At 67.4% G+C, this 24,974-nt stretch carries 22 protein-coding genes; 11 read left to right on the top strand and 11 right to left on the bottom strand.

Going from position 1 to position 24,974, the window contains the following annotated elements; translation table 11 throughout:
• Positions 1–65 precede the first annotated feature (65 nt).
• Positions 66–338: a translation initiation factor IF-1 gene (gene infA / locus K368_RS0108040; RefSeq protein ID WP_018045296.1), complete on the top strand. Its 273-nt coding sequence runs from the start codon at positions 66–68 to the stop codon at positions 336–338.
• Positions 339–370: 32 nt separating this feature from the next.
• Here the strand turns inward: infA and K368_RS0108035 are convergent, their stop codons facing one another.
• The 3 genes from K368_RS0108035 to recO form a co-directional block, all read right to left on the bottom strand.
• Positions 371–607 carry a hypothetical protein gene (locus K368_RS0108035; RefSeq protein ID WP_027171932.1) on the bottom strand — a complete coding sequence of 79 codons (237 nt, stop codon included), beginning with the start codon at positions 605–607 and terminating at the stop codon, positions 371–373.
• An 85-nt stretch (positions 608–692) separates the two neighbouring features.
• Positions 693–2,945, bottom strand: coding sequence for a DNA topoisomerase IV subunit A (gene parC, locus K368_RS0108030; protein WP_027171931.1), 2,253 nt, complete (start codon positions 2,943–2,945; stop codon positions 693–695).
• A gap of 53 nt (positions 2,946–2,998) precedes the next feature.
• On the bottom strand, positions 2,999–3,739 hold the full coding sequence (gene recO, locus K368_RS0108025) for a DNA repair protein RecO (RefSeq protein ID WP_027171930.1): 741 nt from the start codon (positions 3,737–3,739) through the stop codon (positions 2,999–3,001).
• A gap of 143 nt (positions 3,740–3,882) precedes the next feature.
• On the opposite strand from recO, the gene K368_RS0108020 reads away from it, so the two are divergent.
• From K368_RS0108020 to putA, 3 genes are all read left to right on the top strand, one after another.
• Positions 3,883–4,320 carry a hypothetical protein gene (locus K368_RS0108020; protein WP_051440020.1) on the top strand — a complete coding sequence of 146 codons (438 nt, stop codon included), beginning with the start codon at positions 3,883–3,885 and terminating at the stop codon, positions 4,318–4,320.
• 58 nt (positions 4,321–4,378) lie between these two features.
• On the top strand, positions 4,379–5,077 hold the full coding sequence (locus K368_RS0108015; RefSeq protein ID WP_027171928.1) for a gamma-glutamylcyclotransferase: 699 nt from the start codon (positions 4,379–4,381) through the stop codon (positions 5,075–5,077).
• Positions 5,078–5,241: 164 nt separating this feature from the next.
• A complete protein-coding gene (gene putA / locus K368_RS0108010) occupies positions 5,242–9,000 on the top strand; it encodes a bifunctional proline dehydrogenase/L-glutamate gamma-semialdehyde dehydrogenase PutA (RefSeq protein WP_245259536.1) in 3,759 nt (1,252 codons plus the stop codon).
• A gap of 163 nt (positions 9,001–9,163) precedes the next feature.
• Here the strand turns inward: putA and K368_RS0108005 are convergent, their stop codons facing one another.
• The 3 genes from K368_RS0108005 to K368_RS0107995 form a co-directional block, all read right to left on the bottom strand.
• On the bottom strand, positions 9,164–9,598 hold the full coding sequence (locus tag K368_RS0108005) for an MEKHLA domain-containing protein (protein WP_027171926.1): 435 nt from the start codon (positions 9,596–9,598) through the stop codon (positions 9,164–9,166).
• Between the two features lie 14 nt (positions 9,599–9,612).
• Positions 9,613–9,972 carry a hypothetical protein gene (locus tag K368_RS0108000; protein WP_027171925.1) on the bottom strand — a complete coding sequence of 120 codons (360 nt, stop codon included), beginning with the start codon at positions 9,970–9,972 and terminating at the stop codon, positions 9,613–9,615.
• Between the two features lie 193 nt (positions 9,973–10,165).
• Positions 10,166–10,936, bottom strand: a complete 771-nt coding sequence (locus K368_RS0107995) for an SDR family oxidoreductase (RefSeq protein WP_027171924.1) — start codon at positions 10,934–10,936, stop codon at positions 10,166–10,168.
• 109 nt (positions 10,937–11,045) lie between these two features.
• Here K368_RS0107995 and K368_RS0107990 point away from each other — a divergent pair, with 109 nt between their 5' ends.
• Positions 11,046–11,435: a helix-turn-helix domain-containing protein gene (locus tag K368_RS0107990; RefSeq protein WP_051439812.1), complete on the top strand. Its 390-nt coding sequence runs from the start codon at positions 11,046–11,048 to the stop codon at positions 11,433–11,435.
• A gap of 46 nt (positions 11,436–11,481) precedes the next feature.
• On the opposite strand, the gene dnaE is transcribed toward K368_RS0107990, so the two are convergent.
• On the bottom strand, positions 11,482–14,991 hold the full coding sequence (gene dnaE, locus K368_RS0107985) for a DNA polymerase III subunit alpha (RefSeq protein ID WP_027171922.1): 3,510 nt from the start codon (positions 14,989–14,991) through the stop codon (positions 11,482–11,484).
• A gap of 107 nt (positions 14,992–15,098) precedes the next feature.
• On the bottom strand, positions 15,099–16,946 hold the full coding sequence (locus K368_RS0107980; RefSeq protein WP_027171921.1) for an ABC transporter transmembrane domain-containing protein: 1,848 nt from the start codon (positions 16,944–16,946) through the stop codon (positions 15,099–15,101).
• A gap of 170 nt (positions 16,947–17,116) precedes the next feature.
• On the opposite strand from K368_RS0107980, the gene rpmE reads away from it, so the two are divergent.
• Positions 17,117–17,371: a 50S ribosomal protein L31 gene (gene rpmE / locus K368_RS0107975; protein ID WP_018045309.1), complete on the top strand. Its 255-nt coding sequence runs from the start codon at positions 17,117–17,119 to the stop codon at positions 17,369–17,371.
• A gap of 135 nt (positions 17,372–17,506) precedes the next feature.
• On the opposite strand, the gene K368_RS0107970 is transcribed toward rpmE, so the two are convergent.
• Positions 17,507–18,034 carry a DUF1465 family protein gene (locus tag K368_RS0107970; protein WP_027171920.1) on the bottom strand — a complete coding sequence of 176 codons (528 nt, stop codon included), beginning with the start codon at positions 18,032–18,034 and terminating at the stop codon, positions 17,507–17,509.
• A gap of 541 nt (positions 18,035–18,575) precedes the next feature.
• Here K368_RS0107970 and rpmH point away from each other — a divergent pair.
• The 5 genes from rpmH (at position 18,576) to K368_RS0107945 (ending at position 22,462) form a co-directional block, all read left to right on the top strand.
• A complete protein-coding gene (gene rpmH / locus K368_RS0107965) occupies positions 18,576–18,710 on the top strand; it encodes a 50S ribosomal protein L34 (RefSeq protein ID WP_018045311.1) in 135 nt (44 codons plus the stop codon).
• A gap of 88 nt (positions 18,711–18,798) precedes the next feature.
• Positions 18,799–19,407, top strand: a complete 609-nt coding sequence (rnpA, locus tag K368_RS25545) for a ribonuclease P protein component (RefSeq protein ID WP_081739532.1) — start codon at positions 18,799–18,801, stop codon at positions 19,405–19,407.
• Complete coding sequence (gene yidC / locus K368_RS0107955; RefSeq protein ID WP_027171918.1) at positions 19,400–21,244, top strand: membrane protein insertase YidC; 1,845 nt, start codon at positions 19,400–19,402, stop codon at positions 21,242–21,244. Before rnpA ends, yidC begins: the two co-directional genes overlap by 8 nt.
• A gap of 193 nt (positions 21,245–21,437) precedes the next feature.
• Entirely contained in the window at positions 21,438–22,088 is a 651-nt protein-coding gene (yihA, locus tag K368_RS0107950) for a ribosome biogenesis GTP-binding protein YihA/YsxC (protein WP_027171917.1), read from the top strand.
• A complete protein-coding gene (locus K368_RS0107945) occupies positions 22,085–22,462 on the top strand; it encodes a DUF423 domain-containing protein (RefSeq protein ID WP_027171916.1) in 378 nt (125 codons plus the stop codon). The genes yihA and K368_RS0107945 overlap by 4 nt, the downstream gene beginning before the upstream one ends.
• A 246-nt stretch (positions 22,463–22,708) precedes the next feature.
• Here the strand turns inward: K368_RS0107945 and K368_RS24240 are convergent, their stop codons facing one another.
• Both K368_RS24240 and K368_RS0107935 read right to left on the bottom strand, forming a co-directional pair.
• Positions 22,709–23,824, bottom strand: coding sequence for a calcium-binding protein (locus tag K368_RS24240; RefSeq protein ID WP_051439810.1), 1,116 nt, complete (start codon positions 23,822–23,824; stop codon positions 22,709–22,711).
• 493 nt (positions 23,825–24,317) lie between these two features.
• Entirely contained in the window at positions 24,318–24,941 is a 624-nt protein-coding gene (locus K368_RS0107935) for a hypothetical protein (protein WP_027171915.1), read from the bottom strand.
• Between the last annotated feature and the right edge of the window lie 33 nt (positions 24,942–24,974).

Here is a 24,974-nt window from a genome sequence, read left to right as displayed (position 1 = left end):
GCCGAACGGCTATGTTTTTGGTGTCCCGGAATGCCCCGTTCTGGCGTTCCGGCTGGAGAGTGTGGATGGCGAAAGAAGAGTTGATGCAGTTCGACGGTCTCGTGATCGAGATCCTGCCGGACGCACGCTATCGCGTGCAGCTCGACCAGGGCCACGAGATCGTGGCCTACACGGCCGGCAAGATGAAGAAGAACCGCATCAAGACTCTGGCCGGCGACCGCGTCACCGTCGAGATGTCCCCCTACGATCTCGAGAAGGGCCGCCTGGTGTTCCGCCACAAGGACGAGCGCTCCTCCGGTCCGCGCCCGCCAATCCGCGGACAGTTCCGCCGCCGCTGAGCGAGAGCGCTGACGGACATCGTGTCTGTCCGCTAGGGACCGAGAATCTTCACGAAGGCAGCGCCAGCGCCGAAGAACGCGGCTCCGGCAGCCATGCCGGACAACGCGATCTGCCAAGGTGCAAGCCTACGGTCGCGATCCAGCTTCAGTGCTTCGGCCGTGAGTTTCTTCTGCCCGGCGACGAATTTCTCGCTCTCTTCGCGCGCTCTCCGAATGCGACCGAGCTGCTCTTCGAGATCGGGCGTCAGCGGGCTTACGGCGTCGGCCATCCGGATACTCCTTCGTCGCGCAACCACCCGATAAACATCGTCGCAGCACCAGCGCGGATCAGGCCGCGTTGGCAGAGTTCAGCATCTACTTTCCGAACCGCTCGAATTTCGGGAAGCTCCGGGTCATCAGCGTGCCGGCCTCGGCCCGGTGGCCCATCCACTTCTCCAGCAGCGCCGCGTTGGCGAGCCGCTCCTGACCGGCGCTGTCGCGCCAGGGCAGGCCCTCGGCGAGGGTGAAGACATGGGCGTCGGTGAGCGTGCTCTGGCGGCAGCGCTGCAGGCGCACGCCCTTGCCGCGCGACAGTTCGGGCAGTTCGGACAACGGGAAGACCAGCAGCAGCCGGTCGGCGCTGGAGACCGCGACGTGGTCACCGGTGCTCGCGTTCACGAGCAAGATGGCCCGGGCCGGCTCGTCGAGCCCCATGATCCCCTTGCCCTTGCGGGTATTGGCCACGAGTGCGTCGGCCGGGGCGAGGAAGCCGCGCCCGTCAGACCCCGCCACGAGGAGCTTGCCGCCCGGCTGATACGGCAGGGCGGCGACGATCTCGGCGCCGTCGTCGAAATCCACCATCAGCCGGATCGGATCGCCGAAGCCGCGCCCGCCCGGAAGCTTCGCCGCTTCGAGGGTGAACACCTTGCCGTTGGAGGCAAGGACGAGGATCTTGGCCGTGGTCTCGCTGAGGAAGGAGATCTTGAGGGCGTCGTCGCCCTTGAAGGCCACGCCCGACAGATCGGCGACATGCCCCTTGAGGGCGCGGATCCAGCCTTTGGCCGAGACGATGACGGTGATCGGCTCGCGCTCCACCATGGCGGAGGTGAAGTCGATCCCGGCGGTATCGGGCGGGTTCTCCAGGGTGGTGCGGCGGGCACCGAGCTTGGTCTCGGGCCCGAAGGCCTTCTTCACCGCCCGGATCTGCTTGGTGATGTCCGACCATTGCATCCTCTCGGAGCCGAGAAGCTCTTCCAGCCCGTCCTTCTCCCTGGTCAGCGTGTCGAGCTCGCGCTTCAGCTCCATCTCCTCCAGCTTCCGCAGGGAGCGCAGGCGGGTGTCGAGAATGGCGTTGGCCTGGAGTTCGGTGAGTTCGAACCGCTTCATCAGGGACGGTTTCGGCTCGTCCTCCTCCCGGATGATGCGGATCACCTCGTCGAGGTCGAGATAGACGATGAGCAGGCCGCCGAGGATTTCGAGGCGGCGCTCGATCTGCGCGAGACGGTGGCGCGAGCGGCGCTGGAGCACGACGCGGCGATGGTCGAGCCATTCGCGCAGGGCCTCGGCGAGGCCGATCACGCGCGGGACGAGACCGCCCACCAGGACGTTCATGTTGAGGGGGATGCGGGCCTCGAGCTCAGTGAGCCGGAACACCGATTCCATGAGGATCACCGGGTCGACGCTGCGCGAGCGCGGCTCGAGTACCACACGGACGTCCTCGGCCGATTCGTCGCGCACGTCGGCCAGCAGCGGCAGCTTCTTCTCCTGCAGGAGTTCCGCGAGCTTCTCGATGAGACGGGCCTTGGGAATGCCGTAGGGAATCTCGGTGACGACGATGGTCCAGGTGCCGCGCCCGGTATCCTCCTTCGCCCAGCGCGCCCTCACGCGAAAACTGCCGCGCCCGGTGCGGTAGGCCTCGGCGATCGACTCGGCGCTGTCGATGAGGATGCCGCCGGTGGGGAAATCCGGCCCCTTCACGAAGGTGAGGAGTTGGGCCGAGGTCGCCTCGCGATGGCCGATGAGATAGAGCGCCGCGTCGCAGAGTTCGGCCGCGTTGTGAGGCGGGATCGAGGTGGCCATGCCCACCGCGATGCCCTGGGAGCCGTTGGCGAGCAGGTTCGGGAAGGCCGCCGGCAGGACGATGGGCTCGTCCTTCTCGCCGTTGTAGGAGGGCCGGAAATCGACCGTGTCCTCGTCGATCCCATCGAGCAGGAGGCGCGCGACCTCCGTCAGCCGAGCCTCGGTGTAACGGTAGGCGGCGGGGCCGTCACCGTCGATATTGCCGAAATTGCCCTGCCCGTCGACCAGCGGATAGCGCTGCGCGAAGTCCTGGCTGAGGCGAACAAGGGCGTCGTAGATCGCCTGGTCGCCATGGGGATGGAAATCACCCATCACGTCGCCGACGATCTTCGCGCATTTCTTGAAGGCGGTGTTCGGGTCGAGCCGAAGCAGCCGCATGCCGTAGAGGATGCGGCGATGGACGGGCTTGAGCCCGTCGCGGGCGTCCGGCAGGGCCCGGTTCATGATGGTGGAGAGCGCATAGGCGAGGTAGCGCTCTTCCAGCGCCGACTTCAGCTCGACGCTCTCGATGCCGTCGGATCCCGATGGCGGATCGAAGGGCTGGCCCATGACGAACTCCCGGGCCGGACATGGCCCAATTCAGAACATAACGCGAACGGGACTTAGGCGCTCTGCGTCCCCAACGCAACGAATCGCGCCCGCTCCGCCGGAGGGGCGATGGCGCGCGGCCCCCAGATGTGCTGGTCGAGGAAATACCCCGTCAAGGTAAACCCATTGGCTACATCCCGCTCGTCGGGCGGCATGAAGCCGGTTCGGCCGCTCTTCCGGTCGAGAAGGAAGCCCGGCAGCGCCAGCAGCCTGTCCCGGAAGGGCTCCCCCGCCGAGGCGCTGACCGCCCGCCCGGTCCTGGGCGAGACGTAGATCAGCGCATCGTTGCCGCCCGTGGCGGCGCAGGCGCTGAGATCGAGCCCGAAGCCGAGCTCGGACAGGATCGCGAGTTCGAACCGCACCATCAGGAGCGGCGCGATCACCCGGTCGTCGAGATGGGCGACGAGGATGCGGGCCGCCTCGTAGACGGCGGGGTGGGGATCGCGCTCGGGCAGGAGGCGCAGGAGCGCGGCCATGTTGGTCACCCCGTAAAGGGCGAGGCCGGAGCCCATGAGCCGCGCGGCCGAGGATTCGAGGGGCTCGACCGCGAAGGCCCCCAGGCTCTCGTCGAGGCGCGCCCGCCATGTCAGCCGGACGTGATTACCGGTCTGCAGCACCGGCTGCATCCGCCGCGAGCGACCCCCATGGACGAGGCCGAGATGGCGGCCATGGTCCAGGGTCATCACTTCGAGGACGACGCCGGTCTCGCCCTGCCTGCGCAGCCCCAGCACCACGCCGTCGTCGGTCCATTGCATGGCCCCTTCCTTAGAGCGCAGCGGGCGCGTTGGAAACGGCCCGATCGCCCCACACGAGCACGCCGATTGCATCTGTGAAACGATTCCCGCAGTACGTGTTCGACGCTATGCTTCGTGTGCCCCTCGTCCGAGATTCGACGATCATGCCCGTCTCCCCGCGCGCTCGCACGTACCGCGCAACGTCCCGCCGCGCAGTCGGCGTGCGGCTGGGCCTCGTCGCCATCGCACTGACCGGATGCGGGCGGCCCGATCCGGCGCCCGCGCCCGGCGCCACCTTCACCATGCGCGAGCGGGTGGCCGCCCTGGCCCTGCGCCAGAGCGGCTTCGGGTCGATCTCGGTGATCCCGGTCCGGTTCGAGCACAGCCGAATCGCCGGACCGTTCGAGGATGACGGTCGCACCCTCTATTGCGTGTCCGCCCGGATGATGGGCCGGCGCTTCCTCAAGGGCGAGAAGGCCAAGGCCGTCATTCGCGAGGAGGCCGGCAAGCTCAGCATCCTCGACGATGTCGAGGAGGTCTGCGAGGGCCATCGGACGGAGCCGTTCAAGGAGCTGGAGGCGTTGGGAAACGCGAAGGGCTGAGGATACCCATCCTTCGGACGGCTTGCCCGGACCGGCCGGTGATGCTCCGATACTGGCCATGCCGCATCGTCCGCTCTCGCTCACCCTCGATCTCATCGCCCGCGCCCATCCGACTCCCGTCGCCGACGATGCGGGCGCCCTGCATCTCTTGTCCGATCTCGATCTCGCACCCGGCCTCGACCGGATGCTTCATGGCAGGCCGAGGCAGGGAGACGGGCTCTGGGTGTTCGGCTACGGCTCGCTGATCTGGCAGCCGGAATTCGCCGTGGCCGAGCGGCGCACCGGCACGGTGCGGGGCTATCATCGGCGCTTCTGCCTGTTGCAGCGGCGTTTTCGCGGGAGCCGCGACCGGCCGGGCCTCGTCCTCGCCCTCGACCGGGGCGGCATCTGCCGGGGAGTCGTGTTCCGCCTAGAGGGCATCGACCCGGCCGCGACCCTGATGCCGGTCTGGCGCCGCGAGATGCGCGGCGGCGGCTATGCGGGGCGCTGGGTCACGGTGGAGACGGGCGCCGGCCCGGTCACCGCACTGACCTTCGTCGTCAACCGCGCCAGCGACCGCTACACCGGCCGCCTCACCGAGGAGGAGATCGCCGACCGGATCGCCACCGGCGCGGGGCATCTCGGCCCGAGCGCGGAATACCTCTACCGCACGGCGCGGGCCTGCGCCGAGGCCGGCATTCTCGACGACCATCTCTGGCGGTTGCAGCGCCTCGTGGCCGAGCGCCTGGAGCCGGAACCCCGCCTCGCGGCGCTCTAGCGGAACCGCCACGTCCAGCATTGTTTTTGCTTGGCAGGCGACAGTCTCGGTTCCACCGGGAGCAACCAGGCCGTCGCGCAGGCGACGTCCGCAGCATCCGTCCCCGCAGGATCGCCGCCCGGAACCGGCGGCCGCGCGGCGTAGCGGCAGGAGGGCCTCGACCCATGAGCATTGGCCCCTCCCTCCCCTCCGCAGCGCCGATCCCGCCCGGATCAACCCTGGATCCAAGGGAGCCTTTCGACGGGTTCGCGGGGCCTTCGGCACCGATGGGCGCGTTCCGGGCCGCCATCCGGTCCGCCCATCGTCTCCCCGAATCCGAATGCCTCGCCCCCCTGATGGCGGCTGCGCAACAGAGCCCGGCCGAGAATGCGGCCGCGACGGAACTGGCGAGGCACCTCGTCACCACCCTTCGCGCCAAGGGCTCGCGCGCCCCCGTCGAGCAGCTGATGCGCGAGTTCAGCCTGTCGAGCGCGGAGGGGGTCGCCCTGATGTGTCTCGCCGAAGCGCTTCTGCGCATTCCGGACGCGGCGAGCCGGGATGCCTTGATCCGTGACAAGATCGGGCATGGCGATTGGCAGTCGCATCTCGGACATACCACCTCCCTCTTCGCCGGCGCGGCCACATGGGGGCTGGTCCTGACGGGGCGAGTCGTGGGTGCGCCGGACGAACCCGGCCTGACGGCGGCACTGACGCGGGTGGTGCGGCGCGCGGGCGAACCCGCCATCCGCAAGGGCGTCGATCTCGCCATGCGCATGCTCGGAGGCCAGTTCGTCACCGGCCGCAGCATCGCCGAGGCGTTGCGCAACGGCCGCCGCAGGGAGGCGATGGGCTTTACGTACTCCTACGACATGCTCGGCGAGGCGGCGATGAATGCCGGAGATGCCGCCCGGTATGCCGAGGATTATGCCGGCGCCATCGCGGCGATCGGCGCGGCATCGGGCAGTCGCGGACCGCTCGCCGGGCCGGGCATTTCGGTCAAGCTCTCGGCCCTGCATCCGCGTTACGCCCGCACCCAACGCAAGCGGGTGATGGACGAGTTGCTGCCGCGACTGATGGACCTCGCCCTCGCGGCGAGCCGTCACGACATCGGCTTCAACATCGACGCCGAGGAGGCCGACCGCCTCGACCTCTCCCTCGACCTCCTCGAAGCCCTGGCGATGGACGAACGCCTGGCCGGCTGGGACGGGCTCGGCTTCGTCGTCCAGGCCTACCAGAAGCGCGCGCTCCCGGTGGTGGATTGGGTCGTCGACCTCGCGCGGCGGAGCGGGCACCGCCTCACGGTGCGCCTGGTGAAGGGGGCGTATTGGGATTCGGAGATCAAGCGCGCCCAGGTCGACGGCCTCGACGGATTTCCAGTCTTCACCCGCAAGGTGCATACCGACGTCTCGTATCTCGCCTGCGCGCGCCGGCTGCTGTTGGCCGGCAAGGCGGTGTTCCCGCAATTCGCCACCCACAACGCCCGCACGCTCGCCGACATCGTCGCCATGGCGGGACCGGACTTCCAGCCCGGCGACTACGAGTTCCAGTGCCTCCACGGCATGGGCGAGACGCTCTACGAGGGGGTGGTCGGCGGGTCGATCCTCCACCGTCCGTGCCGGATCTACGCGCCGGTGGGCACGCACGAGACCCTGCTCGCCTATCTCGTCCGGCGCTTGCTCGAGAACGGCGCGAATTCCTCCTTCGTCAACCGGATCGCCGACCCCGCCATCCCGGTGGACGACCTCGTCGCCGATCCGGTGGAACAGGCGCGCCGGGTCTCGCCGCCTGGATCGGGGCATCCGGGAATCCCCCTGCCGCGCGACCTGTTCGCCGGAAGCCGGCCCAACTCGCGCGGCCTCGACCTCACCGACGAGGACGTGCTCGCTTCCCTCGGCGATGCCCTGCCGCAGAGCGCGGCGACACTCTTCCTGTGCCGACCCGTTCCGTCGGAGGGGACCGAAGGCGCGAAGCGGGCGGTGCTCAACCCGGCGGATCACCGCGATATCGTCGGCCACGTGGTGGAGGCGGATGACGGATGCATCGAGGCCGCCCTCGCACGGGCGGGCTCGGCGGCCTTCGACTGGGCGGCGACGGCGCCGTCGCGGCGGGCCGAGATCCTGGCCGATGCGGCCGGCCTGATCGAGACACGGCGCGACGCGTTCCTCGGGCTGCTGGTGCGCGAGGCGGGCAAGTCCCTCGCCAACGCCGCGGCCGAGATCCGCGAGGCGGTGGATTTTTTGCGCTATTACGGGGCGCAGTCGGGGGGCCTCAACCCCGCGACCCATGTCCCCCTCGGCGTGGTCGCCTGTATCAGCCCGTGGAACTTCCCCCTCGCCATCTTCATCGGACAGGTCGCGGCGGCCCTCGCGGCGGGCAACGCCGTTCTCGCCAAGCCCGCCGGCGAAACGCCCCTGGTTGCGGGGCTCGCGGTGGAGATCCTGATCGAGGCCGGGATTCCGGAGGGCGTGCTCGGCCTCCTGCCCGGAGGGGGGCGGGTCGGCGCACGCCTCGTGGCCGATCCGCGCATCGACGGCGTCCTGTTCACCGGATCGACCAACGTCGCCAAGGGGATCCAGGCCGAGTTGGCAAGGCGCCTCGGCCCCCGGGGGCGACCGATCCCGTTCGTCGCGGAAACCGGCGGCCAGAACGCCCTGGTAGTGGACTCCTCCGCCCTGCCGGAGCAGGTGGTGGCAGACGTGCTGGTGTCGGCCTTCGATTCGGCCGGGCAGCGCTGCTCGGCGCTCCGCGTGCTCTGCCTACAGGAGGAGATCGCCGAGCGCATCCTCGCCATGCTGAAGGGGGCAATGGCCGAGCTCACCATCGGCAATCCCGACCGGCTCGCCACCGATATCGGGCCGGTCATCAGCGAGGCCGCGCGGCAGAGGATCGAGGCGCATGTGGCGCGGATGCGGGAGCGCGGCCATGCCGTAGACCGGCTCCCGCTGCCCGCCTCCTGCGCGGCTGGCCATTTCGTCCCGCCGAGCCTGATCGCCATCGACAGCTTGGACGACCTTTCCGGTGAGGTCTTCGGGCCGATCCTCCACGTCCTGCGCACCAAGCGCGACGGTCTCGATGGGCTCGCCGCCACCATCAACGAGACCGGCTATGGCCTGACCTTCGGCGTCCACAGCCGGATCGACGCCACCGTCGCGCGCCTCGTGGACCGGGTCCGTGCGGGCAACCTCTACGTCAACCGCAACCTCGTCGGGGCCGTGGTCGGCATGCAGCCTTTCGGCGGCGAGGGCCTGTCGGGGACCGGACCGAAAGCCGGCGGCCCGCTCTACCTCCGCCGCCTCCTGGCTTCGGCGTCCGTGGAGACCGGCCTCGCCCGGCGCCTCGCCGCGATGCCCGAGCCGCTGGCGTCGCTGTGCGACGCCCTGAGGGCGGCGGGCAGGGAGAGGGACAAGGTGCGGTGCGAGTCCTATGCCGAGAGGAGCCTCCTCGGGCTCGACATCGCCCTGCCCGGATCGGTGGGCGAGAGCAACCGCTACAGCCTGCATCCGCGCGGCACGGTCCTGTGCCTGCCAGCCACCGAGACCGGGCTGTTCGCACAGATCGCGGCGTGCCTCGCCACCGGCAATACGATCCGACTTCAGCTACCCGCTGCCCTGCGACCTGCGCTCGACATCCTGCCCGGCGCGGTTCGGGGCACGATCGACGTGGCCGATGGGCCGGACGCCTTGGGTTGCGCGGCGATCCTGGTGGAGGGCGAGGCGGATGCGACCCTCGCGGCAACGCTCAGGGCCGCCGCCCTGCCGGGCACCATCATCCCGGTCCTCGCCGTCTCGCCGGACAGGTTGGAGCGGGGAGCCGAGGATTACTCCCTCGAATGGCTGCTCCGGGAGCGCAGCGTCAGCACCAACACCGCGGCTGCCGGCGGAAATGCCGCTCTGATGACGCTCGGCGAGGATGCCGATGCAATCCCACCCGCCACCTCATCCTGAGGCGCCGAAGCGCAGCAGAGGCCTCGAAGGAGCCCTCAAGTTCGCGTAGCGAGTTCTGGAGTCCTCCTTCGAGGCTTGCTGACGCGTTCACCTCAGGATGAGGTCGTGGGGTGGAGAAGAAGGATCGTCACGTTTTCCGCGCGTCGACACCTGTCGAACCCGCTCAGACCGAAAAGGTCGCTGCCTGCCCGTGGAGCAGGCCGGCCTCGTCCACGAGCTGCCAGACGATGGCATCGCGGATCGGGAAGCGGGTTCCGTCCTTGCGGATGCGGATGCCGGCATAGTTGTCGACGAACCCATCGCGGGTGACCGCGTCGAGGAGACGCTGCCGCTCGGCCCGTTCGGGAGCCTCGGCCGAGAAGCGGGAGGGCAGCCCGATGAGCTCGGCCTTCTCGTAGCCGAAGATGCGCAGGGCGGTGAGGTTCGCATAGATGAAGCAGGGATCCTCGCCTCCGTCATGGGCGAGAACCGCGAAGGGCGCCTCGGCATCGAGCCAGGCCTCGTCGCGACCCGGCTCCGGCACCAGCGGCCGGCCGACGGCTCGGCGAAAACTCCCGGTCAGGAGCGCGTAAAAGCTCGGATCTTTGGAGACATCCACGGCAGGCACCCGCGTCAACGCGAGGCCGAGGGCCGCTCGAATCGGGCATAGGCGGCGAGCAACAGAGTGGCGACGAGGCTGCCGCACGCGGCGGCGACCGCCTTGACGAGGAAATCGGACAGCCGGGCATGGCGGGTCGGCGACAGCTCCTGACCGAATTCGAGGATGCCGGCCACTGCCATGCCGGCCATCAGCCCGAGATACCAGCGCTTGGGATAGGCCACGATCAGCAGGAACCCGAACAGGGCGTAGGCGCTCATCCGCTCGACATTCGCAGAGGCGACGACGGGCCGAAGCCCGATCGGCGACAACGTCACGAAGACCAGGATCGCGAGGATGACGAAGACCGAGAGGCGCAAGAGAGTTCTCGTCATGGGAGCGTGCCACCGAACAGCGACGCCGACTTGCGTCATGCCGGGGCTTGCTGAGCAAGCACCGGGTCCGGCCCGATTTCAATCATGCTGAAGGTATTATTAAGACGCCGTTACGCGGTGGATGTTTCCCGCCAGCCCTCCGGGCGCGCCTCTCGCGCGCGGAGGGCCGGTTCGCGTGATCCGCCACGGAGCGTCAGTGCTGGTCCGCGCGGGCCTTCCCGGCGACGTCGTTCAGCGTCGCGAAGGTCTGGTCGAACCGTTTCTCGGCTTCGGCGAAGCGGAGAAATCCTACGCGCTCCACCAGGATTTCCGGCGGCGTCGGCTGTGTCGCGAACAGCGTCATCACCTCGTCCATGAACGCGCCGAGGGGCAGATACCCCTCCCGCGTCGACTGGCCGGGCGTGAGGTCTGTCTGCACGGCGGGCGGCACGAGTTCGATGACCTCGACCTGACCCTTCAGGGCGTCCCGAAGGCTGATCGTGTAGGAATGGATGGCCGCCTTCGTCGCCGAATAGGTCGGGGTCGAGACCAGCGGCACGAAGGCGAGGCCCGACGAGACGTTGATCAATGCCGCGTCCGGCTTGGCCGCGAGATGGTCGATCAGCGCGTTGGTGAGCCGGATCGGTCCCAGCAGGTTGGTGGTGATCATCGCCTCGGCATCCGCCAGATCGCGGGACCGGCCGAGATCCTCGAACAGCATGATCCCGGCATTGTTGATCAGGACGTTCAGATCGGGATGGGCGGCGATCACCGTCGCCGCGAAAGCGTCGATGTCCGCCTTGTCCTCGACATCGAGCACATAGCCGATCATGCCGGGATTGGCGTCCGTCACCGCGTCGAGCCGGTCGCGGCGGCGGCCGGCGATGATCACCGTATTGCCCTGGGCCTGGAGGCGCTGCGCCAGTTCACGGCCGATCCCCGATGCGCCGCCCGTGATGAGAATGGTGTTTCCGCTCGTCTTCATGGGACTTCCCTCTTGGAACCGCGTGGTTGTCCCGGACAGATGCCGCGCCTACTCTCCGGAGGGTAGAAGGCACCAAAAAGATTTGTACTTACCAAAAGGAGAGCGTGACATGGCGGCCCCGCACCCACCTGCCGATGTGGATCCGCGCGTCGAGGCTCTGGTCCACGACCTCATCGGCCGCGTCGCCGACAAATGGACGATGCTGGTCCTCGAAATCCTGGAGGAGAGGGGGGAGCTTCGCTTCACCGAGCTCAGCCGGTCGATCGGCACGATCAGCCAGAAGATGCTGACCCAGACGCTCCGTCACATGGAGCGGGACGGATTGGTGATCCGCACCGTGCATCCCGTGGTGCCGCCCAAGGTCGAGTACCGGCTGACGGCACTCGGGCAGAGCCTCGGCGCCGCCTTCTGCGGCGTGTGGATATGGGCCGAGCAGAACCTCGCGGCGGTGGAGGCGGCGCGAGGGACGTTCGACCGGCCCGCTCCCTCGGGTGGCTGAACCTCTCGGCCGACACGCGTCCCCCGATGCGGAAGGCCCGGCGGCTTCAGCTCATCTCAACCTGCACCACCCCCGGCACGGCGCGCAGGGCCCCGGCGATCTGGGGTGTCGCCTGGTACTTGCCACGCAGCTTGACCTCGACCTCACGGTCGCCGCCGTCGAGGAGGAGGATCAGCGAGACCTCGCTCTCGCCGCTCACCTGGAGGCGCTGCTGAACGCTGCCGATGGGACGTTCGTCCCGCAAGTAGACGCGCATGCCCTTCTGGTAGCGGGCCACCGCCTCGTCGAGGGGCTCGGCGGTGACGATGCGCGCACGCACGTCCTCGCCTTCGAGATTGGCCTGGATCTGGAGCACGAGGGGACGGCCCGGCTCGAGGATCTCGCGGTACTGGCCGAGGCCTTCCTGGAAAATGATCGCCTCGAAATGCCCGGTCTGGTCCGAGAGGGTGACGATGCCGAGCTTGTTGCCGGACTTGGTGCGGCGCTCCGACCGGTCGAGGACGGAGGCGGCGACCTTGCCGACGCTGGATGTGCCGGCGCGGACCGAGCGGCAGAACTCCGCCCAGCTCTGGACGCGGAGCTTCTCCAGCAGGCCGGCATATTCGTCGAGGGGATGGCCGGACAGGAAGAAGCCGATGGCCTCGTATTCCTTCTTCAGCTTCTCGGCCATCGGCCAGGGCTCGTGGGGCGGCACGCGCAGGGTCACGTCGGCCGAGGCGATGCCGCCGAACATGTCGACGATGCCCGTATTGGCCGCTTCCGCTGCCCCCTGCGCCAGTTTCATCATCGGTTCGACGGCAGCACAGGCCCGTGCCCGATCGATCTCGATGCAATCCATGGCGCCGGCCGCGACGAGGTTTTCCAGGGTTCGCTTGTTGACGAGGCGCGGGTTGAGCCGGCGCGCGAGGCAGGCGAGATCCTTGAACGGCGTCTCGCCGCGCGCCTCCACCACGGCCTCCACGGCGGCGCGGCCGACGCCTTTGATCGCGGCGAGCGCATAGCCGATCCGGCCGTCATGGACCTCGAAATTGACGCCTGAGGTGTTGATCGAGGGCGGGTCCACCGGGATGCCGAGGCGCTGGGCGTCCTGGCGGAACTCGGCGAGCTTGTCGGTGACGTCGATGTCGAGCTGCATCGCAGCGGCTAGGAACTCCACGGGATAGTTCGCCTTGAGATAGGCGGTCTGGTAGGTCAGCAGGGCGTAGGCGGCGGCGTGCGACTTGTTGAAGCCGTAATCGGCGAACTTGGCGAGCAGGTCGAAGATCTCGTTGGCCTTCGCCTCGGTGAGGCCACCCGCGACGGAGCCCTTCACGAAACGGTCGCGCTGGGCGTCCATCTCGGCCTTGATCTTCTTGCCCATGGCGCGGCGGAGCATGTCGGCGTCGCCGAGTGAGTAGCCGGCCAGAAGCTTGGCAACCTCCATCACCTGCTCCTGGTAGACGATGATGCCGAAGGTCTCCTTGAGGATCGGCTCCAGCTTCTCGTGCGGGTACCAGCTCGCCTCGTTGCCGGCATCTCGGCCGAGCTTGCGCTCGCAATAGACCGGGATGTTGGCCATGGGGCCGGGCCGATAGAGCGCCACGAGGGCGATGATGTCCTCGAACCGGTCGGCCTGCATCTCGACCAGCGCCTTGCGCATGCCGGCGGATTCCACCTGGAACACGCCCACCGTCTCGCCGCGCTTCATCGGCGCGTAGGTCTTGGGATCGTCCAGCGGCAGCGAGGCGAGATCGACGATGATGCCGCGCTGCGCCAGGAGGTCGGTGCAGCAGCGGAGCATGGTCAGGGTCTTGAGGCCGAGGAAGTCGAACTTCACGAGGCCCGCCGCCTCGACCCATTTCATGTTGAACTGGGTCACCCGCATCCCGGTCTTCGGGTCGCGGTAGAGCGGGACCAGCTGTTCCAGCGGCCGGTCGCCGATGACGACGCCCGCCGCGTGGGTCGAGGCGTGGCGGTGCAGGCCCTCCAGCTTCTTGGCGATCTGCATCAGGCGCGCGACGACGGGCTCCTCCTCCATTGCCGCCTGGAGCTTGGGCTCGCCCTCGATGGCCTGGACCAGGGTGACGGGATTGGCCGGGTTCTGTGGCACCAGCTTCGTCAGCTTGTCGACCTGCCCGTAGGGCATTTCGAGGACGCGGCCGACGTCGCGCAGCACGCCGCGCGCCTGCAGCGTACCGAAGGTGATGATCTGCGCCACCTGCTCGTGGCCGTAGCGCTCCTGGACGTACTGGATGACGCGCTCACGGCCATCGACGCAGAAATCGATGTCGAAATCCGGCATCGAGACGCGCTCGGGGTTGAGGAAGCGCTCGAACAGCAGGCCGAAGCGCAGCGGATCGAGATCGGTGATGAGGAGCGCGTAGGCCACCAGCGAGCCGGCACCCGAACCACGGCCAGGACCCACCGGGATGTCGTGGTCCTTGGCCCATTTGATGAAGTCCGACACGATGAGGAAGTAGCCGGGGAACTTCATCTTCACGATGACGTCGAGCTCGAAGGCCAGACGATCGCGATAGACTTGGCTGGTCATGCCCTCGCAGGGGCCGTGCTGGGCGAGGCGCAGTTCGAGACCGGCCTCGGCCTGACGGCGGAGCTCGGACGGCTCGTCGAGGGCGATCTCCTCGGCGACATCCGGCGAGACCGTCTCCGCGGGGAGCGCATCGAGGGCGGCGACGACGCCGAAATTGGGCAGGATCGGCTTGCGAGTGCGCACGCGATAGGCGCAGCGCATGGCGATCTCGACCGTGGCGGACAGTGCATCCGGCAGGTCGTGGAACAGCTTGGCCATCTCGGCGCGGGTCTTGAAGCCGTGGCGCGGGGTGAGCTTGCGCCTCCGCTCGTCCGAGACGAGGCGTCCCTCGGCGATGGCGAGCAGCGCGTCGTGGGCGTCGTAATCGTCGGGCTTGGCGAAGAACGGCTCGTTGGTGGCCACGATCGAGAGGCCGTTGGAATCGGCAAGACGCAGCAATTCGCGCTCGACCATGCGCTCGTCGTCGAGGCCGTGGCGCAGGATCTCCACATAGAGCCGGTCCTCGCCGAACGCGTCCTTCAGTTGGCCGAGGCGGGCGGCGGCGAGTTCGACACGTCCGCCGCGCAGGGCGGTGTCGAGGGGGCCGGTGGTGCCGCCGGTGAGCGCGATGAGGCCGCCTGCGTTCTCCCTCAAGGCCTCGACGGTGAGCCGGGGCGCATCGCCCAGGGGGCCGTCGAAATAGGCGCGGCTCGCCAGGCGCAGCAGGTTGCCGTAGCCGGCCTCGCTCTGGGCCAGCACCACGACGTTGGAGGTGACGATCTGCGACAGCCGCGCCATCGGGTCCGGCGCCTCGAAGGCCACCGAGAGCTGCATCCCGGCGATGGGCTGGATGCCCGTTCCGGCGGCCTTCTCGGAAAATTCCAGCGCCCCGAACAGGTTGTTGGTGTCGGTGAGCGCCAGGGCCGGCTGCCGGTCGGCGGCCGCCGCCTTGACGATGTCGGCGACCTTCAGCGCTCCTTCGAGGAGCGAGAAGGACGAGTGGACGTGGAGGTGGACGAAACCGGGATCTTTGAGGATGCGCGCCATGACTCAACCCATCCCGAGTCGCGGTTCACGGTCCATTACCATTACCACGTTCGGCGCAATTGCCTGTGGAAGAGGGCCTTCCCGGTCACAGGCCCCCCCGCCTTTGCCTATTCGGCCGGCAGCGCCAGACGCTTCGGCCTCGGCTCCTTGCCGCGGGCGGTCTCGTCCAGCGCGTCGGTGAACTGGAGCGCGGCGAGCTGCGCGTAGAGCGCCCCTTGCGCCAGCAGGCTCTCATGCGTGCCGGTCTCGACGATCCTGCCGCCATCGAGGACGAGGATGCGGTCGGCGGCGCGGATCGTGGCCAGACGGTGGGCGATGACCAAAGTGGTGCGCCCGCGCATAAGGGTATCCAGCGCGGTCTGCACCGCGCGCTCGCTCTCGGCGTCCAGCGCCGAAGTCGCCTCGTCGAGGAGCAGTATCGGCGCGTCCTTGAGGATGGCGCGGGCGATGGCGACGCGCTGGCGCTGACCGCCGGACAGGGTCACCCCGCGCTCGCCCACCTGCGTGGCGTAGCCCTGCGGCAGGGCGCGGATGAACCCGTCCGCATGGGCGAGTTCTGCGGCGCGATGGATCTCGGCCTCGCTGGCGAGAGGCCGGCCGTAGCGGATGTTGTCCATCACCGAGCCGGAGAACACGGTGGGGTCCTGCGGGACCAGGGACATGCGCTCGCGCAGGGAATCCGGATCGACGGCGGTGATGTCGACTCCGTCGACGCGGACCACCCCCGATTGCGGATCGTAGAAGCGCAGCAGAGCCTGCAGCACCGTGGTCTTGCCGGCGCCCGAGGGGCCGACGAGAGCGACGCGCTCGCCATGCGCCACCTGGAAGCTGATTCCGTCCAGCGAGGGGTGCTCGGGCCGGGTCGGATAGGTGAGGCGCACCTGCTCGAACGCCACCTCGCCCCGCGGCGGCACCGGCAGCGGCACCGGATCGGCGGGCGCGCGGATCGCGGGCTCGGCGGCCAGGATCTCGCCGAGGCGCTCGGCAGCGCCGGCGGCCTGGGCCAGCTCTCCATAGACCTCGGAGAGCTGGCCCAGCGCGCTGGCGCCGAACACCGCGTAGAGCACGAATTGCGAGAGCTGGCCCGCGGTCATCGTACCGGCGAGCACCCCTTGCGCGCCGTACCACATCACCCCGACGACGCTGGCCGAGATCAGGAAGATCGCCACCCCGGTGAGGAGGGCGCGGGCCTGCACCGAATTGCGCGCTGCGGAATAGGCATTCTCGGAGGCCTGCCCGAAATGCTCTGCCGTGGCGCGTCCCATGCCGAAGGCCTGCATGGTGCGAATCGCCCCGATGGCTTCGGCCGCATAGGCCGAGGCATCGGCCAGCCGGTCCTGCGCGGCGCGGGAACGCCGCCGCACGCCGCGCCCGGACAGGATCAGCGGGAACACGATGAGGGGAATCGCCACCAGCACGAGAATCGACAGCTTCGGGCTGGTGAAGACCATCATCGCCACCGCGCCGACGAACAGGAAGGCGTTGCGCAGGAGAATGGAGATCGAGACGCCGAAGACCGCCTTCACCTGCGTCGCGTCGGCGGTGAGCCGCGAGACGATCTCGCCCGATTGCGAGCGGTCGAAGAAGGCCGGGTCGAGGATGGTGAGGCGGGCGAAGACCGCGCTACGCAGATCCGCCACCACGCGCTCGCCGAGCGTCACCACGGTGTAGTAGCGGGCGGCACTCGACAGGGCGAGAACCGTCACCACGCCGATGAGCGCCATGAAGTAAGCGTCGATGACGCTATGGCCCTCGGGCGAGAAGCCGTGATCGATCACCCGCCGGAGCGCGATGGGCACCACCAGGGTCGCCCCGGAGGCCGCCAGCAGCGACAGGAACGCCGCGAGGATGCGGCCGCGATAGACCAGGGCGAAGGGAATCAACGGCTTCAGCGACCCGAGCGGTGCCTTGCCGCGGCCATCGCCGCCTGAAATTTTGTTACGCCCGCGAGCCATCGTGCCTCGTCATCGTCTCAAGAAAATACGCGCCCGGGCGATCTCCCGCGCCCGGGCGCTTGTTCGGAGGAAGCACGTGGGGTATAGGCCCGCCTTCATCCGATTGCGCGTGATCTAAGGCCGCGGGCCGCCAGGCGGGCCGGTCGGCGTGGCTATTCAAGGATTTCGTCATGGCAAAGAGTGCGGCCGACAAGGCCAAGGGAACCGAGCATCCCGACTACCACTTCATCAAGGTCGTGATGACCGACGGGTCCGACTACATGACCCGGTCGACCTACGGCAAGGAGGGTGACACCCTCAACCTCGACATCGACCCGAATACTCACCCGGCCTGGACCGGTGGCGAGCAGAAAATGCTCGATCGCGGTGGCCGCGTCTCGCGGTTCAACTCGCGCTTCGGCGCCCTGTCTTTCGGCAAGAAGTGATCTCTCGGGCCTGACCGCTGCGACCGTTGGGTAGCGGCGGAGGGTTCTGGAAACGCGAAAGGGCGGCGCTGACGAGGCGCCGCCCTTTCGCGTTTCGACGCATAGAAGCCCCGCCGGGCTTCAACGCGCCAGACTTCAATGCGCCGTGCCGAAGGCGCTGCGCAGCAGGCCCTGCTGGGCGGCGACGGGGCTTTCGCGGACCGCCGGGGTCGGATGGTCGTCGGAGATGAGCCCGTCGAGATGCAGGATCCGGGCATGCAGTCGGCGCGAACGGACGGTGAGATCCTGGAGACGTGCCGGGAGCGCGCCGAAGGTTTCGGCGCGGAAGGCCTCCGGCGTCGCGAGGCGGACGCGGGTCTTTTCCTGAAGCGCCTGGGCGGGGGTGATCTCGCCCTCCGACACGGCGCGCTGCACGAGCAGCCAGGAAGCGATCTGCATCAGCCGCGTGGTCAGGCGCATGCTCTCGCTGGCATAGGACAGGGTGCTGTCGCGCGACAGGAGGCGGGATTCCTCGCGTCCGTCGCCATCGAGATAGGCCGCCGCCTCCTCGACCATGGTCATGCCCTCGCGGAACAGCACCCGGAAAGCCTCCGAATTCACGTAGGTGTCGCCGAAGCTGACCCAGTCCCGCTCGTGGCGAAAGGTGACGTCGAACTCGTTCATCCTGCCTCCTGTGCCGCCATCGGACCGTTTCGTCCCGAACTGGGACACGGTCGTTGCGTTCGCGACCAGAGGCGCAACACTAGCGCCGAACGCGCCGCCCCGCGCCGTTGACCGGGGGTTAACGTTAACAAGCCGCCATCGTGCCAAGCGAGCAGCGTCGCAGGGCGCCCGACACGCGCATGAGCGAAGACGAAAAAAAAGCCGCCCGGGAGGGGCGGCTTTGGTGAAGTCGACAGAGGCATCAAAACAACGGCAGATCGAAATCTGCCCCACATCCGGAAAACCGAACATGATTCCTTCATAGGCTGAAAAGGTTAATGCACGGCTAACGCTGCCCCCGCGCGGACGGTGGCGGACGCGATGGGAAATGCCCGCGCCAGAATTGACTTCGCCCCCCCTCTCCGTCATAAGCCGCGCCATCGCGTCGCCGCGCCCCGTATGGGCGCTCTTCGCGCTTGCAGACACATTTCAGGGCGAGTGAAGATGTCGGTGGGGCTCCTGCAGCCAGCCGGATCGATCCTCGGCCATCGGAGATCGCGCCATGAAGAGAACTTATCAGCCCAGCAAGCTCGTGCGTAAGCGTCGCCACGGTTTCCGTGCTCGCATGGCAACGGCCGGCGGCCGCAAGGTCATCGCAGCCCGTCGCTCGCACGGCCGCAAGAAGCTCTCGGCCTAAGGCACCCGTGCCCTCGGCGGCACGGAACGCCGAGGACAGCCCCGCTCAGACCATGATTTCGCCCCTAGGCCGCAGGATCGAACCGGCAGTGTCGACGATCGGACGGCTCAAGCGGCGACCGGACTTCCTCGCTGCCGCGGGGGGGCGGCGGTTCCATACTGAGCTCATGAGTGCCCAGGGACGGCTGCGCGATGCGGCGTCCGGAGCACCGCTCGCCGATGTCGCGCCGATCGAAGGACTGCGAATCGGTTTCACGATCACGAAGCGTGTCGGGCATGCCACCGAGCGCAATCGGATTCGCCGTCGGCTCCGCGATGCCGTGGTCCGTGCCGCCGGGGATCTTCCCGGCACTTCGGCGGACATTGTTCTCGTCGCGCGCCGACCGGCCCTGCATGCCCCGTTCGAGACGCTGATCGCCGACCTGCGCCGCTCCGTCGGCGCGGTGGTCAAGCCCGGCGGGACGAAGGGTGGCGAATCAGGTCCTTCCTCGCGGGGACGGCGCAGATCCGGGAAGCCGGATGCGGGCAAGCCCGCTTCGAACTCTGAGACAATCGCCTCCTCCAAAGCCGCATCATTCGCCCTGACTTCGACGTATTCGCCCGCGCGAAACGAAGCGGGGACGATGCACCCCGACTCGGGCGACGTTTCCGTTCCATCCCCTCCTCCGAACACACGCGACGGATCTCTCGATGGGTAATGACAAGACGAACATGATCGTCGCGATCGCCTTGTCGCTGGCGGTCCTGCTCGGTTGGAACTATTTCATCGCCGCCCCGCGCGTGGAAGAGCAGCGTCAGGCCGCACTTCAGAGCAAGGCGGCGCAGCAGGCGGCCAATCCCACGGGCGCGCCCTCGGCGAGCCCGGCGGAGGGCGGCCCATCGGCACCCGTGCCGGGCACCCTGCCGAATGCGCAGAAGCCAGCGGAAAGCCGGGAGGCGGCCCTCGCCCGCTCGCCGCGCGTCACCATCGACACCCCGGCCCTGGCCGGTTCGATCGCCCTCAAGGGTGGCCGCGTCGACGACGTCTCGCTCAAGGGCTACCACGAGACCGTGGACGACAAGAGCCCGCGCATCGTGCTGCTCTCCCCCACCGGCAGCGCCAATCCCTACTACGCTGAGTTCGGCTGGGTCGGTCAGAACACCGGCCCGCTTCCCACCGGCGATACCCTATGGACTGCCGATGGCACCGTCCTCTCCCAGGACAAGCCGCTGACCCTGAGCTACGACAACGGCGCGGGCCTCCTGTTCAAGCGCGTCATCGCCGTCGACGACAAGTTCATGTTCACGGTCCGCGACGAGGTCGAGAACAAGGGTGCTGCCGCCGTCACCCTCTTCCCCTACGGGCTCGTCTCGCGCTGGGGCAAGCCCACGACGCAGGGCTATTACGTGCTGCACGAGGGCATGATCGGCGTGGTCGGCGCCGACGGCCTGCAGGAATACACCTACGATCACGTCGCCAAGGAGCCGGTGCTCGGCAATGCCAGCACGAAGGGCAAGGCTTGGGCGAACGTGACCGGGGGCTTCGTCGGCATCACCGACAAGTACTGGGCGGCGGCCACCATCCCCGACCAGGCCACGCCCTATACCGGCAGCTTCACCGAGCGCACGGACGGCGCCACCAAGGTCTATCAGGCCAGCGTGCGCGGCGACGGCCGCAACGTCGCGCCGGGCACCACCGTGACGGCGACCCAGCAGCTCTTCGCCGGTGCCAAGGAAGTCAACACGATCAACAACTACCAGAAGGATCTCGGCATCAAGCAGTTCGATCTGATGATCGACTGGGGCTGGTTCCACTTCATCACCAAGCCGATGTTCCGGGCGCTGGACTTCTTCTTTCACCTGTTCGGCAATTTCGGCGTGTCGATCCTGGTGGTGACCTTCTGCCTCAAGCTGCTGTTCCTGCCGATCGCCAACAAGTCGTACCAGTCCATGGCCAAGATGAAGGCCGTGCAGCCGGAGATGGCCTCGATCCGCGAGCGCTACGGCGACGACAAGATGAAGCAGCAGCAGGCGATGATGGAGCTGTACAAGAAGGAGAAGATCAACCCGGTCGCCGGCTGCTGGCCGGTGCTGATCCAGATCCCGGTCTTCTTCGCGCTCTACAAGGTCCTGTTCATCACCATCGAAATGCGGCACGCGCCGTTCTTCGGCTGGATCCAGGATCTCGCCGCTCCCGATCCGACCAACATCCTGAACCTGTTCGGGCTCCTCCCCTTCGCCGCCCCGGACTTCATCCATCTCGGCATCTGGCCGATCGTGATGGGCATCACGATGTTCATCCAGATGAAGATGAACCCCGCGCCGCCGGACCCGGTCCAGGCGCAGATCTTCACCTTCATGCCGATCGTGTTCACCTTCATGCTCGGCTCGTTCCCGGCCGGTCTGGTGATCTACTGGGCCTGGAACAACACCCTCTCGGTGATCCAGCAATACGTCATCATGCGCCGCAACGGCGTGAAGGTGGAGTTGTGGGACAACCTCGGCGGGATGTTCAAGAAGAAGCCCGCCGACAAGAACGCGCCGGCCAAGAGCTAGGCCTCGCGTTCTTCCCAGCGACATCCATCCCGGTTCCTCATCCTGAGGCGCCGGAGCGAAGCGGAGGCCTCGAAGGAGGCCTCCAGGACCCGACGCAGTTTCTGGAAGCCTCCTTCGAGGCCGCTTTGCGGCACCTCAGGATGAGGTAGATGGTGGGACACGTCACGTTTCCCTCTCTCAGCCGGAGCCCATGATGACCGAGCCCGAAGCCGACGCGGCCCTCCTCGAATCCGGCCGTCTGCTGTTCGCCGGGGTCGCCGACTTCCTGTCCTCCGCGCCCACCGTCGCCGCCCTGCCGCCGATGAAGGGCGTCGAGATCGCCTTCGCTGGGCGCTCGAATGTCGGCAAGTCGAGCCTCGTCAACGCGCTCACCGGCCGCAACACCCTTGCGCGGACCTCGCACACGCCGGGACGGACGCAGCAGCTCAACTTCTTCGATATCGGCGGGCGCCTGACCCTGGTGGACATGCCCGGATACGGCTACGCAGCGGTGGAGAAGACCAAGGTCGAGGCCTGGACCGACCTGATCCACGATTACCTCAAGGGCCGCGCCAACCTCGCCCGCGTCTTCATGCTGATCGATTCCCGCCACGGCCTGAAGAGCATCGATACCGACGTCCTCGACGGGCTCGACAAGGCCGCCGTCAGCTACCAGATCGTTTTGACCAAGGGCGATGCCCTGAAGAAGGCCGAGATCGAGGCTCGCATCGCCGGCATCCGCTCCGCCATCGCCAAGCGCCCGGCGGCCTATCCCGAAATCCTGCTCACCTCCAGCCGCGACGATCGCGGCGTGCCGGAACTGCGGGCCAGCGTGGCCCGGCTCCTGTCCGAGCGCGGCGCATGAGCCTCGGCCTGCCCGATCGCATTCTCCTGGCGCTCGGTGCGCTTTCCGGCCTCCTCGGCGTCGCAGCGAGTGCCGCGGCCGCCCATATCCAGGGGGCCGACAGCTTGAAGACGGCGGCGCAGTTCCTGCTGTTCCACGCCCCCGCCGTGATCGGCCTCGTGGCTCTGGTCGGCGTGGGCGCCACGCACCGTCTGACGACCCGCGCCTCCGCCTCCGCCCTCGTCCTCGGCCTCGCGCTATTCTCGGGCGATCTGGCCCTGCGCGCTCTACACGGCATCCCACTGTTTCCCATGGCGGCGCCCACGGGGGGATTCCTACTGATGGGCGGATGGCTGCTCGCGGCCGTGGCGGCCTTCGTGCCGATCCGGCGATAATCTCGTCTTCAACGAGCAGATAGACCTCTCGCGACCGTTATGAATACAGCCGCGACTCCGGGCTTCATGGTCGGCATGGCAACCTCGGCGGCCGACGATCCTCTCCCGGATCGGACAACACCGAACGATGCTGCGATCAAGATCAGCCGGATTGAGCGCTGCTGGCTGTCGGTCGGCATCATCCTGCATTCCTTGGATCCTGTCCGTGACCGGGACACGGCCGGTTCCAGCCCTCATTTCCAGGGCTTAAACGACGAAGGTGGCGAGGAATGTAATGTGGTCCAAGGGAAAGGGGCCGTTCGTCGGAACGAAGTTGAAGTCGCCCTCGCTCAGCTTGGACGCATCGACGTTGTGAAGCGTGATGGTGTTCGCGGCATCCATGCCGTTGAACATCATTAGAGTGTCCTTCGTCCCGGCGATCTGATGGTAGACGACGTCATCGAAGCTCTGAACGAGCAAAGCGACGTCGAGGATGTCGCTTCCGATCTTGAACTTGTAGACCTCGTCCGCCCCGAAACTGTCCGCGAACACGAACAGGTTGGCTCCGGCGCCGCCATAGAGCTTGTCGTTTCCGGTACCGCCAACGAGCAGCGACAGGTCGGGTCCAGCCTTGATGATGTCGTCGCCGCCCTCCCCGGCCAGTATGGAGAAGCGGCTGTCTAGGGTTCCCTTGATGAGGTCGTTGCCATCCCCGCCATAGAGAAAGTTGGCGCCCTTGCCGCCGACGATCGTGTCGTCGGCCTGCGATCCGATGAGGCCGGCGCCGCCTTCTTCCCCGGCGCGCGAGATGATGATGGTGCCCTTGGTGACGTCCGAAAAGTTTACGGTCGACGTGTCACCGACATAGACCTTCTCGATGCTGACAAAGGAGTCGTCGCTGAACTCGATATAGTCCGAACCCTGCACGAACAGCGTGTCTTTGCCGTCCCCGCCGTCGAGGCTCGCTCCGGCCCCGGTGATGACCAGCCGGTCGTTGTCGCCGCCGCCGAGCAGAGTGTCCTGACCGCCTGCGCCGCGCAGAGTGTCGTTGCCGGTGCCTCCCGCCAAGACGTTGTCTCCGGCATTTCCAGCGAGCACGTCGGCATGTCCGCTGCCGAGGAGATTGTCGATATCGGTCAGGGTATCGCCCTGGGCATCGCCACCGATGTTGACGCCCGATGCGAGGTTCACCCTCACGCCGCTTCCAGAATGCTCGTAGCTGGCCGTGTTGTCGCCCGCGCCACCGTCGAGGTGGTCCGCACCGGCACCGCCTTCGAGGATGTCGTCACCCGAGCCGCCGTGCAGGACGTCGGCGAAATCGCCGCCTCCCAGTGTCGTCGCGCCTGTTCTGTCGGAGTAATCCAGAAAGAAACCACCCGACATGCGAAGAAGGGTGCCGGAGTTGAACGTGAGTTCCTGGCCGTCCGTATTGGTTTAATTCCCGATCGCCAGAATTCCGGATCGGAAATCAACGTGTATTCCGATCGATGGATCGCTGGAGAAATAATCTCCGCCGATCGTGACACTCGAAGACGACGACGAATAATCGGTACCTAGGGTAATATACGTGCCGGCCATCGTCTTAAATCCCGCCTTCGGCGAATAATCGGGTCTGTCTATTGACTGCCGTCAATTGCCGGCACGTTTGGAGATTGCAAACCCCAGCTGCCTGCTTCCTCAGCCGGCTGCCACGCCCCCCCCCCGCGAGGCGGTGCATCGTAACCGCGGAGTTCGTTCGAAATCGTGAATTGGATGGAGGCCCAGTCGAATGGGCAGGGCGGTGCAGCCCTTCGCTGCAGGTCTCCCGGGTTGCAATGCAACGCTGCAGAATCTCGACCGACGCATCGCGGGGCTGGAAACGACGAGCCGGGATACCCTACCTGATGAGCGGTGGCAGCGGCGCCACGGCCCCTGCCGGCAGCGCGGTCTGGGCCATGTTCATACTCATGGCCAGCAGCGTGTAGTAGCCGTTGATGCCCGCCATCTCGATGGCGCCCTGGTCACCGAACTTCTCGATCACGCGCTTGTAGGTGGTGTCGCTCACCGCCTTGTTGCGGTGCAGTTCCGTGGAGAGGGCGTAGACGAGGGTCTCCTCCTCACCCATCGCATCGGGGCGGCGACCCTCCCGAATGGCCTCGACGATGGCCGGATCGAGCCCGGCCTTCAGCGCGATCGGCTGGTGGATGTGCCATTCGAGCTGCTGGGTCCATTCCCGCGCGGTCAGCAGGATGATGAACTCGCTGAGACGCAGGGGAAGCACACTGCGATAGCGCAGGTGCAAGCCCATATTACTCGCGTTTGACATGAGTTCGGGACTGCGCAGCAGGGGCACGAAGGGACCGAAGACAGGCACCTTGCGGGCGGCCAGGAAATCCTCGGACGCCTTCTTCTGTGCCTCGGTCTGCCGGTCGGCCGGAATCTCTGGCATCCGGTCCTCCGCAAGGGCCGGCGCGATCACCGCGAAGGTCATGGCGGCTCCCAGGACGAGACGTGTCAGCATGGCGAACTTCCCAGTGGCGGACCGATGCCGATC

The sequence above is a fragment of the Methylobacterium sp. 10 genome, assembly GCF_000519085.1.
GTDB lineage: Bacteria > Pseudomonadota > Alphaproteobacteria > Rhizobiales > Beijerinckiaceae > Methylobacterium.
This window is presented reverse-complemented; position numbering and strand designations above follow the sequence as displayed.